The 15,145-nt window shown below is 65.8% G+C and carries 16 protein-coding genes; 9 read left to right on the plus strand and 7 right to left on the minus strand.

Annotated elements, in window-relative coordinates; all coding sequences use genetic code 11:
- Nucleotides 1-36: 36 nt before the first annotated feature.
- Nucleotides 37-630 (plus strand): GNAT family protein, encoded by a 594-nt coding sequence (locus tag HMI58_RS07940; protein ID WP_171585823.1) that lies wholly within the window; start codon nucleotides 37-39, stop codon nucleotides 628-630.
- A gap of 8 nt (nucleotides 631-638) precedes the next feature.
- Here HMI58_RS07940 and HMI58_RS07945 read toward each other — a convergent pair whose 3' ends face one another.
- A complete protein-coding gene (locus tag HMI58_RS07945; protein ID WP_205208012.1) occupies nucleotides 639-989 on the minus strand; it encodes a hotdog fold thioesterase in 351 nt (116 codons plus the stop codon).
- 189 nt (nucleotides 990-1,178) lie between these two features.
- Here HMI58_RS07945 and paaZ point away from each other — a divergent pair, with 189 nt between their 5' ends.
- A complete protein-coding gene (gene paaZ / locus HMI58_RS07950; protein ID WP_171618815.1) occupies nucleotides 1,179-3,263 on the plus strand; it encodes a phenylacetic acid degradation bifunctional protein PaaZ in 2,085 nt (694 codons plus the stop codon).
- Nucleotides 3,264-3,291: 28 nt separating this feature from the next.
- Here paaZ and HMI58_RS07955 read toward each other — a convergent pair whose 3' ends face one another.
- From HMI58_RS07955 to HMI58_RS07980, 6 genes are all read right to left on the minus strand, one after another.
- Nucleotides 3,292-3,900, minus strand: a complete 609-nt coding sequence (locus HMI58_RS07955; protein WP_171618817.1) for a TetR family transcriptional regulator — start codon at nucleotides 3,898-3,900, stop codon at nucleotides 3,292-3,294.
- The gene (gene paaK, locus HMI58_RS07960; RefSeq protein WP_171585829.1) at nucleotides 3,900-5,237 is read right to left on the minus strand and encodes a phenylacetate--CoA ligase PaaK; all 1,338 of its coding nucleotides are present in this window, start codon (nucleotides 5,235-5,237) and stop codon (nucleotides 3,900-3,902) included. Before paaK ends, HMI58_RS07955 begins: the two co-directional genes overlap by 1 nt.
- Entirely contained in the window at nucleotides 5,234-5,758 is a 525-nt protein-coding gene (gene paaI / locus HMI58_RS07965; RefSeq protein ID WP_171585831.1) for a hydroxyphenylacetyl-CoA thioesterase PaaI, read from the minus strand. The genes paaK and paaI overlap by 4 nt, the downstream gene beginning before the upstream one ends.
- 180 nt (nucleotides 5,759-5,938) lie before the next feature.
- A complete protein-coding gene (locus tag HMI58_RS07970) occupies nucleotides 5,939-8,119 on the minus strand; it encodes a S9 family peptidase (RefSeq protein WP_171618819.1) in 2,181 nt (726 codons plus the stop codon).
- A gap of 138 nt (nucleotides 8,120-8,257) precedes the next feature.
- Complete coding sequence (locus tag HMI58_RS07975) at nucleotides 8,258-8,848, minus strand: hypothetical protein (protein ID WP_171618821.1); 591 nt, start codon at nucleotides 8,846-8,848, stop codon at nucleotides 8,258-8,260.
- Complete coding sequence (locus HMI58_RS07980; RefSeq protein ID WP_171618823.1) at nucleotides 8,835-9,182, minus strand: PadR family transcriptional regulator; 348 nt, start codon at nucleotides 9,180-9,182, stop codon at nucleotides 8,835-8,837. Before HMI58_RS07980 ends, HMI58_RS07975 begins: the two co-directional genes overlap by 14 nt.
- A 263-nt stretch (nucleotides 9,183-9,445) precedes the next feature.
- Between HMI58_RS07980 and paaA the strand changes: the two genes are divergently transcribed.
- The 7 genes from paaA (at nucleotide 9,446) to HMI58_RS08015 (ending at nucleotide 15,068) form a co-directional block, all read left to right on the plus strand.
- Entirely contained in the window at nucleotides 9,446-10,447 is a 1,002-nt protein-coding gene (gene paaA / locus HMI58_RS07985; RefSeq protein WP_171618825.1) for a 1,2-phenylacetyl-CoA epoxidase subunit PaaA, read from the plus strand.
- Complete coding sequence (gene paaB / locus HMI58_RS07990; RefSeq protein ID WP_171585839.1) at nucleotides 10,448-10,795, plus strand: 1,2-phenylacetyl-CoA epoxidase subunit PaaB; 348 nt, start codon at nucleotides 10,448-10,450, stop codon at nucleotides 10,793-10,795.
- Nucleotides 10,792-11,616 (plus strand): 1,2-phenylacetyl-CoA epoxidase subunit PaaC, encoded by an 825-nt coding sequence (gene paaC / locus HMI58_RS07995; RefSeq protein ID WP_171585841.1) that lies wholly within the window; start codon nucleotides 10,792-10,794, stop codon nucleotides 11,614-11,616. The genes paaB and paaC overlap by 4 nt, the downstream gene beginning before the upstream one ends.
- A gap of 13 nt (nucleotides 11,617-11,629) precedes the next feature.
- A complete protein-coding gene (paaD, locus tag HMI58_RS08000; RefSeq protein ID WP_171618827.1) occupies nucleotides 11,630-12,169 on the plus strand; it encodes a 1,2-phenylacetyl-CoA epoxidase subunit PaaD in 540 nt (179 codons plus the stop codon).
- Entirely contained in the window at nucleotides 12,170-13,342 is a 1,173-nt protein-coding gene (gene paaE, locus HMI58_RS08005) for a 1,2-phenylacetyl-CoA epoxidase subunit PaaE (RefSeq protein ID WP_171618829.1), read from the plus strand. It abuts the gene before it with no gap.
- Nucleotides 13,343-13,450: 108 nt separating this feature from the next.
- Entirely contained in the window at nucleotides 13,451-14,272 is an 822-nt protein-coding gene (locus HMI58_RS08010) for a DUF4397 domain-containing protein (RefSeq protein WP_171585847.1), read from the plus strand.
- 82 nt (nucleotides 14,273-14,354) lie between these two features.
- Nucleotides 14,355-15,068 carry a class F sortase gene (locus tag HMI58_RS08015; protein ID WP_225667963.1) on the plus strand — a complete coding sequence of 238 codons (714 nt, stop codon included), beginning with the start codon at nucleotides 14,355-14,357 and terminating at the stop codon, nucleotides 15,066-15,068.
- The last annotated feature ends 77 nt before the right edge of the window (nucleotides 15,069-15,145 follow it).

Genomic DNA, 15,145 nt, shown 5'->3' on the forward strand with positions numbered 1-15,145 from the left:
CCCGCGGCAGGACAACCCGCGTGGTTGAATGGGCCCATGACCGCACTGCTACCCGTAACGCTCACCGGCCCATCCGTCACCCTGGAGCCGCTCTCGACTGAGCACCACGATGGACTGGTCGACGCGGTCCGGGACGGCGAACTGTGGAACCTCTGGTACACCTCGGTGCCCACTCCTGATTCAATGGCTGAGGAGATCGACCGAAGGCTGGCACTGCAGGCCCAGGGTGCCATGCTGCCCTTCACCCTCCGCCGGAATGACACCGGCCAGGTTCTCGGCATGACCACCTACTGCAACATCGACGCCGACACACCGCGGGTTGAGATTGGCTACACCTGGAACCGAGCCTCCGTCCAAGGCACTGGAACGAACCCCGAAAGCAAATTGCTGCTCCTGGCCCACGCCTTCGAAACAATCGGGTGCACCGCCGTCGAGTTCCGCACCCACTGGATGAACCAGCAGTCGCGGGAGGCAATCGCCCGCCTGGGCGCCAAACAGGACGGGGTGTTGCGCGCCCACCGGTGGGGTCCCGACGGCAGTCTGCGGGACACCGTCGTGTTCTCGATCATCGCCTCCGAGTGGCCTCAGGTGTTGGCGGGGCTCACCCATCGGCTGGCCAAAAACCGCTAGCTGATGACCTAGCGGCGGTCGATGATCAGGTTGGTGATCCTCAGGCTGCAGAGGCGGGCGCCGTCGTCGTTGGTCAGAACCACCTCATGGGTGGTGAGGGTGCCGCCCAGATGGATTGGGGTGGCGGTGATGGTGACCATTCCTTCGCGGGCCGACTTGTGGTGGGTGGCCGACACATCCACGCCGACGGCCGTCTTCCCCAGAGTGCTCGCATGGATCACGGCCGCCCACGACCCCACTGCCTCACCGACCGCTAGCGACGCACCGCCGTGCAGCAGGCCGAATGACTGCCGGTTGCCTTCCACCGGCATGGTAGCCACCACCCTCTCCGCCGACTGCTCGAGAATCTTCACGCCCATCTTCTCGTCGAGTTCGCCAAGCTGAATCTGCCAGACCTGATGGGTCACGGAGGGCTCCTTAGGGAGGAAAGAAACGGGTGCGGAAAATGTCGGTTAATGTACGCTGGACATATTACCGAACGTCCGTTCAGTTATCCTCCCTGAGGCGGCGGGCGCTCGAGACACCCAAAGGCGAAAGGCAAGTCGACGATGACTTCAACAGCGGTACGCGTTCAGACGGTTCCCAGTTTTATCGAGGACGCCTGGTGGACGCCCGACGCCGGCTCTCTGACGGACCGCAACAGTGCGGAAGTCAGGGATGCCAGCACCGGCGAAACACTCGCGGTCGTCAGCACCGAGGGGCTCGATGTCGCCCAGGTGGTCGACTATGCACGCACCACCGGTCAGCGGGAGCTGGGGGAGTTCACCATCCACCAGCGGGCGCTCATGCTCAAGGCCCTGGCGCAATTCCTCAATGAGCAGCGCACGTCGCTGTATGAGCTGTCCGCCCGGACCGGCGCCACAAAGATCGACTCGATGGTGGACATCGACGGCGGGATCGGGGTGCTCTTCACCTTCGGGTCCAAGGGCCGCCGCGAGCTGCCGAACTCGAACGTGGTGGTGGACGGCCCACCGGAGATCCTTTCCAAGGATGGCAGCTTCCTCGGTGAGCACATCTACACCCGGATCCCCGGTGCGGCAGTCCAGATCAACGCCTTCAACTTCCCGGTGTGGGGCATGCTCGAGAAACTGGCGCCGGCGTTTCTGGCCGGCGTACCGACCATCGTCAAACCGGCGACCCCCACCGGGTACCTGACGGCCGCCGTCGTGAAGTTCATCATCGAATCCAACATCCTGCCGAAGGGGGCGCTCCAGCTGATCTCCGGGTCCGCTCGCGATCTGCTGGACTACCTGGACTACCGGGACATGGTGTCGTTCACCGGGTCGGCGTCGACCGCCAACAAGCTGAAGTCCCATGACAACGTGGTGCACGGCGGCGTCCGCTTCACCTCCGAAACGGACTCGCTCAATGCCGCGATCCTCGGTGAGGATGCCGTCCCCGGCACCCCCGAATTCGACGCCTTCATCAAGTCCCTGGTCACCGAGATCACCGTCAAGGCGGGGCAGAAGTGCACCAGCATCCGCCGCACCATCGTGCCCAAGGCGCTGGTGAACGACGTCGTCGCCGCGGCGAGGGAGCGCATCGAGCAGCGGGTCGTCCTCGGCGATCCGCGCGCCGAGGGTGTCACGATGGGTGCGCTCGCATCGCTGGACCAGCTCAGGGATGTCAGGAGCGCCGTCGAGACCATGATCGCCGCCGGCGGCGAACTGGCCTACGGCACCCTCGACGCTCCCCGCGTCACCCGTGCCGACGGCACGGTGGATACCGTCACGGACGGTGCGTTCATGTCCCCGGTCCTCCTGACCTGGGAAAATGCCGAGGCAATCGAGCTGCACACCGTTGAAGCATTTGGTCCGGTGGCGTCGGTGATCGGGTACGACGACGCCGCCCACGCCGTCCGGCTTGCCGCCCTCGGCGCAGGATCACTGGTCGCGACGGTCTGCACCAACGACCCCGCCGTCGCGCGCGAGCTGGTTCTCGGTATCGCAGCCCACCACGGGCGGGTGCTGATGCTCAACCGGGAAGATGCCCGCAGTTCCACCGGCCACGGCTCGCCGGTCCCGCACCTGGTGCACGGTGGACCGGGACGCGCTGGCGGAGGCGAGGAACTCGGCGGTATCCGATCGGTCCTGCACCACATGCAGCGCACCGCGATCCAGGGGTCCCCGAACATGCTCACCGCGGTAACCGGCGTCTGGCACATCGGTGCCAACCAGCGGTTCGATGACACACACCCGTTCCGCAAGGACCTGGCGGGCCTGCAGATTGGCGACGCCGTCCGCTCGGAGCTGCGACAGGTGACCCTTGAGGACATCACGGCGTTCGCCAACAGCACGGGGGACACCTTCTACGCGCACACCAACGAGGAAGCCGCTGCCGCCAACCCGTTCTTCCCAGGGATCGTGGCGCACGGGTACCTGCTGCTGTCCTGGGGTGCGGGATTGTTCGTTGACCCCGCTCCGGGGCCGGTGCTCGCCAACTACGGGCTGGAGAACCTGCGGTTCATCACCCCGGTGGCTGCTGGCGACTCGATCCGCGTCACCCTGACCGCCAAGCGCATCACCCCGCGCGAGGACGAAGAATACGGTGAGGTCGCCTGGGACGCCGTGCTGCACAACCAGGACGACGAAATCGTCGCGACCTACGACGTCCTGACGCTCGTCGAGAAGTAGCCGAGCCCGCGGATGGACTCGGGGTGTCCTAGGTGCTGTGGAGCCCGTCGAAGACCATCGTGATGACGTCGTCGGCCAGTTGGTCCGGTGTCACAGCGCCGCCGGGTTTGTACCATTCGACAATCGAGTTGATGGTGCCGAACAGCAGCCGGGTGGTGGTGCGTGGGTCGATGTCGGAGCGTAGGGACCCTTCCGTGCGCGCTGCGTCCACCAGCGCCGCCACCTGATGGTCGAAGGCGCGCCGTCGTTCCAGCGCGCCGCGCTCCACCTCGGTGTTTCCCCGGAGCCGCAGCAGCAGGGTCACGAACGGCAGCCGCTCGATCAGCACCGCGATGGTGCCGCGCAACACGAACTCCAGGCGGGCGTCAGCCTTGCCCGAGGTGGCCAGCGGATCGGTCAGCACGGCTTCCAGGCCGCCCAGGGCATGGTCCAGCGCCAGGCGCAGCAGATCCCCTTTGGAGGGGACGTGGTGGTAGATGGCGGACTTGCTGATTCCCAGGTTCTCGGCGAGGACGCCCATTGACGTCGCCTCATAGCCGTGCCGGTTGAACACGTCGACGGCGATCGTTAGGACGGCTTGCTGGTCGTAGCCGGGCCGCCCGCGGCGGTTGGCCGTCTGCGAGGAAGCGGTCGGCATCAGTTGCCGCCCTTGGGTCGCAGATCGTAGATGCGGCGGAGCTTGCCGCTGGACCGGGCCAGTGAACCCGGCTCGGCGATGGTGACCGCGCAGCTGGATCCGATGTGGATCTTGATCTGCTCGCTGAGGTGGCTGGCCGCGGCTTCCGCGTCGTGCGCCGAGACGCCCTCGCGCGGTTCAATCTTGACGGTCATCGCATCCATCCGCTGGCCTTCAGGACGGGTAATCTCCAGCTGGAAGTGAGGGCTGAGCGCCGGGATGCGGAGCGCAATCTCCTCGATCTGGGTGGGGAAGAGGTTGACCCCGCGGAGAATGATCATGTCGTCGCTGCGTCCGGTAATGCGTCCCATGCGTCGCATACCGGGCCGCGCAGTTCCGGGAAGCAGCCGCGTCAGGTCGTGGGTGCGGTACCTGATGATGGGCAGCGCCTCCTTGGTGAGGGAGGTGAACACCAGCTCTCCGTGCTCGCCGTCGTCGAGCACCTTGTCGGTGAACGGGTCGATGATCTCCGGCCGGAAGTGGTCTTCCCAGATGTGGGAGCCGTCCTTGCTTTCGACGCATTCGCCCGCCACGCCGGGGCCCATCACCTCGGACAGGCCATAGATATCGCAGGCATCGAACCCCATCCGGCTCTCCAGCTCGTGGCGCATCTCCTCGGTCCAGGGCTCAGCGCCGAGCACAGCGGTCTTCAGCGACGTGCTGGCGGGGTCGATACCCGCGGCAGCCATCGCGTCAAGGATGGTGAGCAGGTAGGTGGGAGTCGCCAGGATGGCGTCGGGCTCGAAGTCGGTGATCAGCTGGACCTGCCGCTCGGTCTGCCCGCCCGAAATGGGGATCACTGTACAGCCAAGCTTTTCGGCTCCGAAGTGGGCGCCGAGCCCCCCGGTGAAGAGCCCGTAGCCGTAGGCGTTGTGGACCTTGTCGCCCTTCTTGACGCCCGACGCGCGGAGCGACCGGGCCACCAGCGTGGCCCAGCGGTCAAGATCCCCGGTGGTGTAGCCGACGACCGTCGGGCGGCCGGTGGTCCCTGACGATGCGTGGATTCGGGCCACCTGGTCCTGCGGGACGGCGAACATCCCGAACGGGTAGGTGCGGCGCAGGTCTTCCTTGGTGGTGTACGGGAACACCGAAAGGTCGCCGAGCTCCTTGAGGTCGGTGGGGTGCACCCCTGCCGCGTCGAACTTCTCCCGGTACAGCTGGACGTTGTCATAGGCATACTGCACGGTGTGTTGGAGCCGGGTGAGCTGCAGTGCCTCGATCTGGTCCCGGGACATCAGCTCCTCGGCGTCGAGGGTTGCAGGATCAGCGGCGGTGGCCTTGAGTGCAGTACTGGTCATGGGAGGCTCTTCTCTGTGCTGGGGACACCACTACTGGGGACAACACGGCTAGGGACGGCTGTGCCGGGAACGGTGCTGTGGGCGTCGGCGGGCCGGTTCGGGTTCGGGATGGTGCGGGACCGCCCCCGGAATTCGGCAATCGCACGGGTACCCTCACTGTTCTCGGCGGTCACCGCAATGTCGTAAAGACCGCTCCGGCCAGCCGAGGCGCGGTGGGTGGCGGTGGCCGTCAGCAGGTCGCCTGGCCGGGCAGAAGCCAGGAAGGTGACGTCAGCGCCCGAGGCGACGGTGATCGTTTCGGTCTCACCGACCGGGTTACAGGCCAGGGCGAAGGCCGAGTCGGCGAACGCAAACACCATCCCGCCGTGGGCTATCCCGAACCCGTTCAGCATTTCGGGGCGCAGCGTCATGGTGATCACCGCGTAACCGTCGTCAAGGGCAACGACGTCGATCCCGAGCCAGCGCGAGGCATGGTCCTGTTCGAGGATAGGGTGCGTGGGTTGGACGCCGGTGTCCGCCATTGGAGCCTCACTACTGGGTGACCGTGATTAGTAACCGAATGTTCATTAGGTAATTGATTCAGGTAATACCGGCAGGCAGGCTGGTGTCAAGCGATGACGACAGGGGGCAGCACTATTACCGCACGAGACGGGCCGCGGAGGAGGGTGCCCATGCGGCGCCCTCCTCCGTGGGCGGCGGTGCTAGGCGGTGGTGTCGCCGGTCAGGGGCTTCTCGGCCCCGAGCGCGGAGGCCACAAAGGCGTAATCCCAGGCGACGTCCTTCCACTTTTCGTACCGGCCGCTGGCGCCGCCGTGGCCGCCGTCCATCTCGGTTTTCAGGACGATCGGTTCGCTGCCGGTGGTGGTTTCACGCAACTTAGCCACCCACTTGGCGGGCTCCACGTACAGCACCCGGGTGTCGTTGAAGCTCGTTACCGCGGCGATCCGGGGATAGGCCGTCGGCTGGATGTTCTCGTAGGGGGTGTACTCCTTCATGTACCGGTACACCTCGGGGTCGGTGATCGGGTTGCCCCATTCCTCCCATTCCAGGGCTGACAACGGCAGCTCGGGGTCGAGGATGGTGGTCAGCGCGTCAACGAACGGCACCTGGGCCACGACCGCGCGGTACATTTCGGGGGCGAGGTTGGTGATGGCGCCCATCAGCAGGCCACCCGCCGACCCGCCCATGGCGGCGATCCTGCCCGGATCGACGAAGGGGGACGCCGCGACGTGGCGGGTGGCATCCACGAAGTCGGTGAACGTGTTCTTCTTGGTGAGCTTCTTCCCGCCCTCGTACCAGGTGCGGCCCATCTCGCCGCCACCCCTGATGTGCGCGACGACGAAGACCACGCCGCGGTCCAGGAGCGACAGCCGGGAGATGGAGAAACCCGGATCCATGCTGATCTCGTAGCTGCCGTAGGCGTACACCAGGGCCGGATTGCTGCCGTTCGCTGGAAGGTCTGTTCGCCGCAGCACCGACAGCGGGATCAGGGTGCCGTCCGTCGCAGTGGCCCATTGCCGCTCGGCCGTGTAGTCCTCCGACCGGTACCCGCCGCGCACCTCGGTCTGCTTGCGGAGCAGCAGGCTGCCGGTGTCGAGCACGTAGTCGTACACGCGTGGGGGAGTGAAGAACGAGGTGTAGGAGAGCCGGATGATCGGCGAGTCGAACTCCGCGTCGGCCAGGTGGCAGGTGAACAGCTCCTCATCGAACGCTGGCTCCTCGGGGACAGACTGGGTAGGGGTCCCGAGCCCTTCGAGCGGGAGGACCTGGACCCGCTCGATGGTGTCCTTGCGGACAGAGACGACGAGGTGTGTGGAGGTGACGGCGACACCGCCCACGCGGACGGCGTCGTCGTGCTCCACCACTGTGCGCCACCGCTGCTCGGCGAGCGGTAAGCCGAACTCGGATTCGGCGGCGAGGCTGACCATCGAATTCTTGGCGTTCCGGTTGTGGGTCAGGACGTAGTGGCGCTCGCCGTCGACCGTCACGGGGTCCGCCTCGTAAAGCACCTTCTCGCTGCGCGGGATCAGCGTCAGGAGGCCTGCTGAGGGGTTCGCCAGATCGAGGACTCGGTATTCGCTGTATTCGGAGCAGCCGATGCCGATGATCAGCTGTGAGCGGTCGGCGGACAGGTCGAAGCCGGTCCACATGGCGACGTCGTCCTCCTGGTACACCACGGTGTCCTGTTCCACCGGGGTGCCGAGGGTGTGGGACTTGATCTGGTAGGGGCGCCACGAGTCGTCGACCACCGTGTAGAACACCTGGGTGCCATCGGGCGAGAAGGCCAGGCCGTAGAAGATGTTGGGCACCACATCGGGGAGTAGCTCGCCGGTGCGCAGGTCCTTGATGCGCAGGGTGAACCGCTCGTCGCCGGCGTTATCCTCGCAGTAGGCCAACAAGTGCCCGTCCTCGGTAACGGCCAGGCCGCCCAGGGAGAAGAACGGCTTCCCCTCGGCTTCGGCGTTGCCGTCCAGCATGATCTGTTCGCCGTCGATCGGCTGGCCCGGGACGATTTCCGGTGGAGTCCAGTCCCGGTTCAGGTCCCCGGTGTCAGTGGCTGCCACCCGGCAGTTAATGGCATACTGCTTGCCCTCTTCGGTGCGGGCGTAATACCACCAGCCCCGCTTGCGGGAGGGAACCGACAGATCGGTTTCCTGGGTGCGGTTTTTGATCTCATTGAAGATGTCCTGCCGGAGTTGTTCCTGGCCAGCGGTCACGGCCTCCGTGTACTTGTTCTCGGCAGTGAGGTGGGCCACCACCTCGGGGCTCTCCTTTTCCCGCAGCCACTCGTACTCATCGACAAACGTGTCCGAGTGGTGGGTGCGTTCCGTCGGGACCTTCTTGGCGACGGGCGGGGCGGGGAAATGCGTCTCTGCAGTCATGGAATCCATCCTGCCAGAGACTCAGCCGTGCAGCTTTCCCCGGGTTCTGTGCCCCATGCCGTGTGGCGCCGTCCAACACGCGGGTGGATTCACGACGGCGGCGACAGTACCTGGGGAGACTTGCACCCCCGGAGGCTCTTAGCTGATCCGGAGCGTAGGGCGGACCACTGGATCGGCACTTCGGGCAGCCCACCAGATGAAGCCGGCCACGGCCAGGCATGCACCAACCAACACGGGGATCGCCGGCAGTCGAAGGAACACCACGTCGGGGGTCAGCCCAATTGCGGCTGCTACTGCGAGGGCAATACCCATCCCCAACAGCCCGCTTTGCCAGATGGCCCATGAACGCACTATCGCATCCAGATTGACTGAGATGACCACGAGGGCGGCGCACACGACCAGGATCAGGGTGAGCAGGACGCCCGTGACCTCGAAGTCTCTGCCAGTGACTACCGGAGTGATCGCGAACGGCAAGACGGTGAAGGCGGCAACGCCGACGGCCCTACCAACCCAGAGCATCGCGCCTCCGTTCCGGCGACCCGGCAGGGCGAGGTTCTCGGCGTACTCGTCCGGCGGACCGAAGGCGTCGATAGGACTTTCGCCGGTGTCTTGAAGGTGAGCCTCGACCGTCGACACGGCGTCGCCAATCAGGTCACCGGGGACGTCCCGCAGCCGCAATTCCACAATGAAGTCTTCCAGCCACTTTCGCTGCTCGTTACTGGTGATCACTTGGGGCTCCGTTCAGGTGGGTCAGGGTCTGGGTGGTGAAGGCTTGCCAGTCGGTGGTTTGTTGGGCCAGTTCGGCCCGGCCGGCATCGGTGAGTGAGAAGTACTTGCGCCCGGGGCCGCCGTCACCCGCCCGCCACTCGGTGGTGACGAGTTGGGCTGACTCGAATCGGGTCAGCAGCGGATACAGGGTCCCTCCCTTGATGGAGCCCAGTCCGGCTTCCTCCAGGGCTGCGGCAATCGCGTAGCCGTACGTCGGGCCGGACTCAAGGACCTTGAGCACACTCATCCCGAGGACGCCGCGCATCCACTCGCTGGGCCATTGTCTGTCGCTCATGACTACATAGTTGCACTAACTAGTCAGGCTGTCTACCTAGCTATCCCGTGTAGCATTCCCCACCTTCTCCTCGGGGCAGTGCGCGTCGAGGCGCAATACGCCGCTGGTGTGGCTATTGCTGCGTCAGTACCTGGGGGAACCTGCTCGGCAGCAGAGGCGATGGTTGACTGTCCGGCGGCCGTCCCGATATCCTGAACGAACGGTCGGTAATTAACCTGCGGCCGACATCGCGTACTTCTGACGCTCACAGTGAGGTGACCACCATGGCAACAGCACCAGCAGTTGACCAGACGCCGGCCGAATCAGCCACCGAGACCGAAGAGGAGCGCGCCGGACGCGAACAGTTCGAGCGCCTCATCAGCGAGGATTCACGGATCGAGCCCCGCGACTGGATGCCCGAGGCCTACCGGAAGACCCTTGCCCGGCAGATTTCCCAGCACGCCCACTCCGAGATCATCGGCATGCAGCCCGAAGCCAACTGGATTTCCCGCGCACCGTCGCTGAAGCGCAAGGCCATCCTCATGGCCAAGGTCCAGGACGAGGCGGGCCACGGCCTGTACCTCTACTCGGCTGCTGAAACCCTCGGTACCCCCCGGGACAAGATGACCGAAGACCTCATCGCCGGCAAAGCCCGCTACTCGAGCATCTTCAACTACCCCGCCGTCACCTGGGCGGACATGGGGGCCATCGGCTGGCTCGTCGACGGCGCCGCGATCGCCAACCAGGTGCCCCTCTGCCGGGCGTCCTACGGCCCCTACGGCCGCGCCATGGTCCGGATCTGCAAGGAGGAATCCTTCCACCAGCGCCAGGGGTTCGAGATCCTGCTGGAACTCGCGAACGGTACTCCCGCCCAGAAGGAAATGGCCCAGGACGCCGTCAACCGCTGGTACGCTCCCTCGCTGATGATGTTCGGCCCGCCCGACGACGATTCGCCCAACTCCAAGCAGTCGATGGCCTGGAACATCAAGCGGTTCTCCAACGACGAGCTCCGCTCACGCTTCGTCGGCATGATGGTGGAGCAGGTCAAGGTCCTCGGCCTGACCCTGCCCGATGACCAGATCCGGTTCAACGAGGACACCCAGCAGTGGGAGCACGCCCCGCTCGACTGGAACGAGTTCAAGGAAGTCCTCGCCGGCAGGGGACCCTGCAACGCCCAGCGGATGGAACGCCGTCGTGAAGCCCACGAGGACGGCGCCTGGGTGCGCGAAGCAGCGGCAGCCTACGCCGACAAGCGGGCCACAGCAGCACAGCAGAAGGCGGCCTAGATGACCGGCGGTTCAACCACAGGCGACGACGGTTCGGCGGCACCAGCCCCGGCAGCTCCCGAGAAGCGCCAGCCCTGGCCGCTGTGGGAGGTCTTCGTTAGGTCTTCCCGCGGTCTCTCGCACGTCCACGCTGGGTCCCTGCACGCGCCCGACGCCGAGATGGCCGTCCGGAACGCCCGGGACCTGTATACCCGGCGCAACGAGGGCGTGAGCCTGTGGGTGGTGCCGGCGTCGTCGATCATCACCAGCGACCCCGACGCCAAGGGGCAGTTCTTCGAGTCCCCGCAGGGCAAGGACTACCGGCATGCGACCTACTACACCAAGAGCGACGGGGTGAAGCACCTGTGAGCGAATCCAACGCCAGCGCCACCCGGATTACCCCCGGCAACGCTCTGCGCCCTGAAGACATCGCCGCCGCGGACCTGCGGCCGAGCGCCGACGTCGCCGAGTATGCGTTGCGCCTCGGCGACGACTCGCTGATCCTCTCCCAGCGGCTCGGCTGGTGGATCTCGAGGGCACCGGAGCTGGAAGAGGACGTGGCCCTGGGCAACATCGCCCTGGACCTGATCGGCCACGCACGGTCTTTCCTCAGCTACGCCGGCCACGGCCTGGACAAGACCGAGGATGATCTGGCCTACTTCCGGCGCGAACCGGAGTTCCGCTGCGCTCACCTGTTTGTGCAGCCCAACGGCGATTTTGCCCGCACCATCGCTCGCCAGTTGGTGGTCTCGCACTACCAGTTCGAGCTCTACTCACGGCTGATGCACTCGACCGACGCCACCCTCGCGGCCATCGCAGCGAAGGCCGTCAAGGAAGTCGACTACCACCGCGACCACAGCAGCCAGTGGGTGCTGCGCCTGGCCCTGGGCACCGACGAATCCCGCCGCCGCATGATCGCCGGACTGAAACTGACCTGGCCCTACGTGGAGGAACTCTTTGTCGACGACCAGCTCATCGATACCCTCGGCGAGGCTGCGGTCCGCCCGAGCACCCTCCGGGCTCCGTTCGATTCTCTGATCAGCGCATTGTTCGCCGAGGCCGACCTGGATATCCCCGCGGTGCCAGGAGCTGTCGGTGGCGGCCGCGCCGGCAAGCACAGCGAACACCTCGGCTACCTGCTCGCCGAAATGCAGGTGCTCGCCCGCGAGCATCCCGGCGCCACCTGGTAACGGCGGTGCGGGCATGAGCATCGCCGCGTCTTCAGTGGACACCAGTACCAACACCGCGCACCGGCCCGTTGACGCCGAGTCCGCCCGGATCTGGGATATCGCCGCCACCGTGGTGGACCCCGAGATCCCGGTCCTCACCATCGAGGATCTGGGCATCCTGCGCCAGGCAACGCTCGACGGCGACGGCGCCGTGACGGTGACCATCACGCCCACCTACTCGGGCTGCCCCGCCATGGACGCGATCCGGGATGACGTCACGAGCGCCCTCGCCGGACACGGCTACAGTGATGTCCGGGTGCGGCTCACGCTCGCTCCGGCCTGGACCACCGACTGGATGACCAGCGCCGGCAAAGCCAAACTGGACGAGTACGGCATTGCCCCGCCCACCGGCCTCGCTGCGGCGGGACCCGTCCGGGTGGGACTCAGCGTGAAGTGCCCGCAGTGTTCTTCCCTCAATACCCGCGAACTCACCCGCTTCGGTTCCACCTCCTGCAAGGCGCTCTATGTGTGCCAGGACTGCAAGGAACCCTTCGACTACTTCAAGGTGCTCTAGATGGCAGTCAAGCTTGCCCCGTCCACCCAGCGACGCACGGCCTTCAACGAGCTCACCGTCGCCGAGGTCCGGCGGCTCACCGGCGACGCCGTCGAGGTCACCTTCGCCGTCCCCGACCACCTGGCCGGCAAGTACAACTACCTGCCGGGCCAGTACGTCGCGTTGCGCACCACCCTTGACGTCGACGGCTCACCCGTCGAGGTGCGCCGCAGCTATTCGATCTGCGCCGAGCCTGTTCCGGGGGAGATCCGGGTGGCGATCAAGAAGGATCTTGGCGGCGTGTTCTCCAGCTGGGCGAACGAATCGCTGAAGGCCGGCGACCGGCTCGACGTCATGAGCCCGATGGGCCAGTTCATCTCCAAACATGAAATGAACGAGCTCAACCGGCCTGAGCACCTTCAGCAGAACCTCACCGTCGAGGGGGAGTCCACCTTCGTTGCGGTGGCCGCGGGTTCCGGCATCACGCCGGTCATCGCCATTGCCCGGACGGTCCTGGCCGCCAACGACTTTGTGCGCTTTGACCTGATCTATGCGAACAAGGCAGCGATGGATGTGATGTTCCTCGAAGAGCTCGCTGATCTCAAGGACCGTTACCCCGCCCGGTTCGCCCTGCACCATGTGCTGTCCCGCGAACAACGGATTTCCCCGTTGCTTAGTGGCCGGATCGACGCTGACAAACTGGAAAAGCTGCTCGGCACCGTCATCCGGACCGACGACGTCGACGAGTGGTTCCTCTGCGGACCCTTCGAACTCGTGCAGCTGTGCCGTGACACCCTGGCGGAGCGCGGTGTGGCGCCGGAGAAGATCCGGTTCGAGCTTTTCTCGACCGGCGAGCCCACCCGGCCGGAAGGGCAGATCGGCCGTCCGGTCCGCGCTGACGACGGCGGCGATAATTACACCATCTCCTTCAACCTCGACGGGTTGCAGGGCAAGGTTGCCAGCCCCACCCATGCCCGGGAATCAATTCTCAACGCGGCACTGCGCGTACGCCCCGATGTACCGTTCGCCTGCGCCGGCGGGGTCTGCGGCACCTGCCGCGCGAAACTGGTCTCCGGCACCGTGGAGATGGAAGAGAACTACGCGCTGGAGCCGGACGAGATCGAGAAGGGCTACGTGCTCACCTGCCAGTCCCGTCCCACCAGCGACACCGTCTCGGTGGACTACGACGCCTGACCTTTTTCACAGAAATATTCATGCTCCTGCATCCAAAGTGCCGCCACCGACGGTAGTACCGGTGTAAGCATCAGTTGGAGGCCCCCTGGGCCCGAGTGAGGAGCAAAAATGCGAAAGAGCCTTTACGCAGTAGGAGCAGTAGCAGTTCTCGGCGCTGCTTCAGTCGCAGCACCGGCAGTAGCCACCGAAACCGGTGACACGGCCTCATTGTCAGTCCTTCACGCTGTCCCCGACCTGACGGTCGACGTCTACGTCAACGGTGACCTGACCCTCGACGATTTCACCCCCGGCGAGCTGGCTGGTCCCCTTGAACTTCCAGCCGGCGACTACGAGTTGGCGGTGACGGCCTCCGACGCCGCTGACGCCAGCGAACCAGTCATCGGCCCTGTGGCTGTGACGTTGGCAGCGGGCGGCAACTACACGGCCACCGCCAACCTCGACGCTGAAGGCGCCCCCACAGCAAACTTCTACACGAACGATGTCTCTGCTGTGGAGGCTGGCCAGTCCCGGCTGACCGTCCGCCACACCGCGGCTGCCCCAGCGGTCGACGTCCTCGCCGGCGATGCGGTGGTGGTGGAGAACCTCAGCAATCCTGACGAGGCGACCCTGACCACCGACCCTGGCACCATCTCGGCCTCCGTGGCGGCCACCGGGACCACCGACCCTGTGATCGGCCCGGCTGACCTGACCCTCGGTGAAGGCACCGCAACCATCGTCTACGCCTGGGGAAGCCTCGAAGACGGCAACCTTGCCCTCGCCACCCAGGTGATCGAGGGACTCCACTCCGACCCTGCAGCGGTCCCCGGCGCACAGGCCGGCCCAGCGCAGGACAACACCGCAGCGATCCTCGGAGCAGGCGCCCTCGGCCTCGTGCTCCTCTCGGGAGCAGCTGTCGCCGCCCGGGTGCGTACCGCCCGCGCCGGCAAATAAACCAGTGTGGGCAGGGTGGGGGCCCCCTCTCGCTCCTTACCCTGCCCACCTGTCTACCCACCCCCGACGAAAGACCCACTCCTTGCCGCATAAGTCCCTCCGTCTGACCGCAGTGGCCCTGGCTGCCTCACTTGGTTTGTTAGCTGGTGGGTGCGCAACCCCCGCAAGCCAGGCGGGGCCGGCGACGATCGTCGAACGATCAACGCCGCTGGCGACCATCGAGGCGCCTGACCTGCGGGAGAGCGACACCACCGCCCAGGAAGCGACCGGACCCGAAGCGCCGGCTGAGGAACCAGCCGCCAGCGCGCCGGGCGTCACCGTCCGTCCGGCCACTGGAGCGCTGGCAGAAGCCACGCCCCGTCCCGTCTCGCTCGATATTGCCGGCACCGACATCTCCGTCGATGTGATCGACGTGGGCATCGCGAGCGACAACGAAATGGAAATCCCCGACAGCTTCTACGAGGCGGGGTGGTACCGGTACGGCCCCGCGCCGGGCGCCTCCGCGGGAAACGCAGTCCTCGCCGCGCACATCGACATTGGGACCGAGGTCATGCCCTTCACCCAGCTGAAGGACGTCGCACTCGGCACCATCATCACTGTCGGACGCGAGAACGCGGAGCCGGTGCAGTACCGGGTCACCGACGTCAGGCATGTTCCGAAGGCAACCCTCGACACCTCCCAGATCTTCCAGCGCGATGGCGAACACCGGCTGATGATTCTCACCTGCGGAGGGGACTGGCTAGTAGACAAGGATGATTATGAGGATAATGTTGTGCTGACGGCCTCCCCGCTCTGAACGGTCCATGCACGCAGCGACCGGTCAGCAGCGCGGATGCCATTTCAGGGGGCACCAGGGACGCGGCCGCGCCGTAA

It is taken from the genome of Arthrobacter sp. 147(2020) (assembly GCF_013116715.1).
Taxonomy (GTDB): Bacteria; Actinomycetota; Actinomycetes; order Actinomycetales; family Micrococcaceae; genus Arthrobacter_D.

Coding starts and splice junctions, on each gene's coding strand:
- HMI58_RS07955 (WP_171618817.1), bottom strand. CDS start 3,900: ATGCCGACCGCTTCCTCGCAGACGGCCAACCGCCGCGGGCGGCCCGGC.
- paaI (WP_171585831.1), bottom strand. CDS start 5,758: ATGGCGGACACCGGCGTCCAACCCACGCACCCTATCCTCGAACAGGAC.
- HMI58_RS07980 (WP_171618823.1), bottom strand. CDS start 9,182: ATGAGCGACAGACAATGGCCCAGCGAGTGGATGCGCGGCGTCCTCGGG.
- HMI58_RS07970 (WP_171618819.1), bottom strand. CDS start 8,119: ATGACTGCAGAGACGCATTTCCCCGCCCCGCCCGTCGCCAAGAAGGTC.
- HMI58_RS07945 (WP_205208012.1), bottom strand. CDS start 989: ATGGGCGTGAAGATTCTCGAGCAGTCGGCGGAGAGGGTGGTGGCTACC.
- paaZ (WP_171618815.1), top strand. CDS start 1,179: ATGACTTCAACAGCGGTACGCGTTCAGACGGTTCCCAGTTTTATCGAG.
- paaD (WP_171618827.1), top strand. CDS start 11,630: ATGAGCATCGCCGCGTCTTCAGTGGACACCAGTACCAACACCGCGCAC.
- paaB (WP_171585839.1), top strand. CDS start 10,448: ATGACCGGCGGTTCAACCACAGGCGACGACGGTTCGGCGGCACCAGCC.
- HMI58_RS07940 (WP_171585823.1), top strand. CDS start 37: ATGACCGCACTGCTACCCGTAACGCTCACCGGCCCATCCGTCACCCTG.
- HMI58_RS08010 (WP_171585847.1), top strand. CDS start 13,451: ATGCGAAAGAGCCTTTACGCAGTAGGAGCAGTAGCAGTTCTCGGCGCT.
- paaE (WP_171618829.1), top strand. CDS start 12,170: ATGGCAGTCAAGCTTGCCCCGTCCACCCAGCGACGCACGGCCTTCAAC.
- paaA (WP_171618825.1), top strand. CDS start 9,446: ATGGCAACAGCACCAGCAGTTGACCAGACGCCGGCCGAATCAGCCACC.
- paaK (WP_171585829.1), bottom strand. CDS start 5,237: ATGACCAGTACTGCACTCAAGGCCACCGCCGCTGATCCTGCAACCCTC.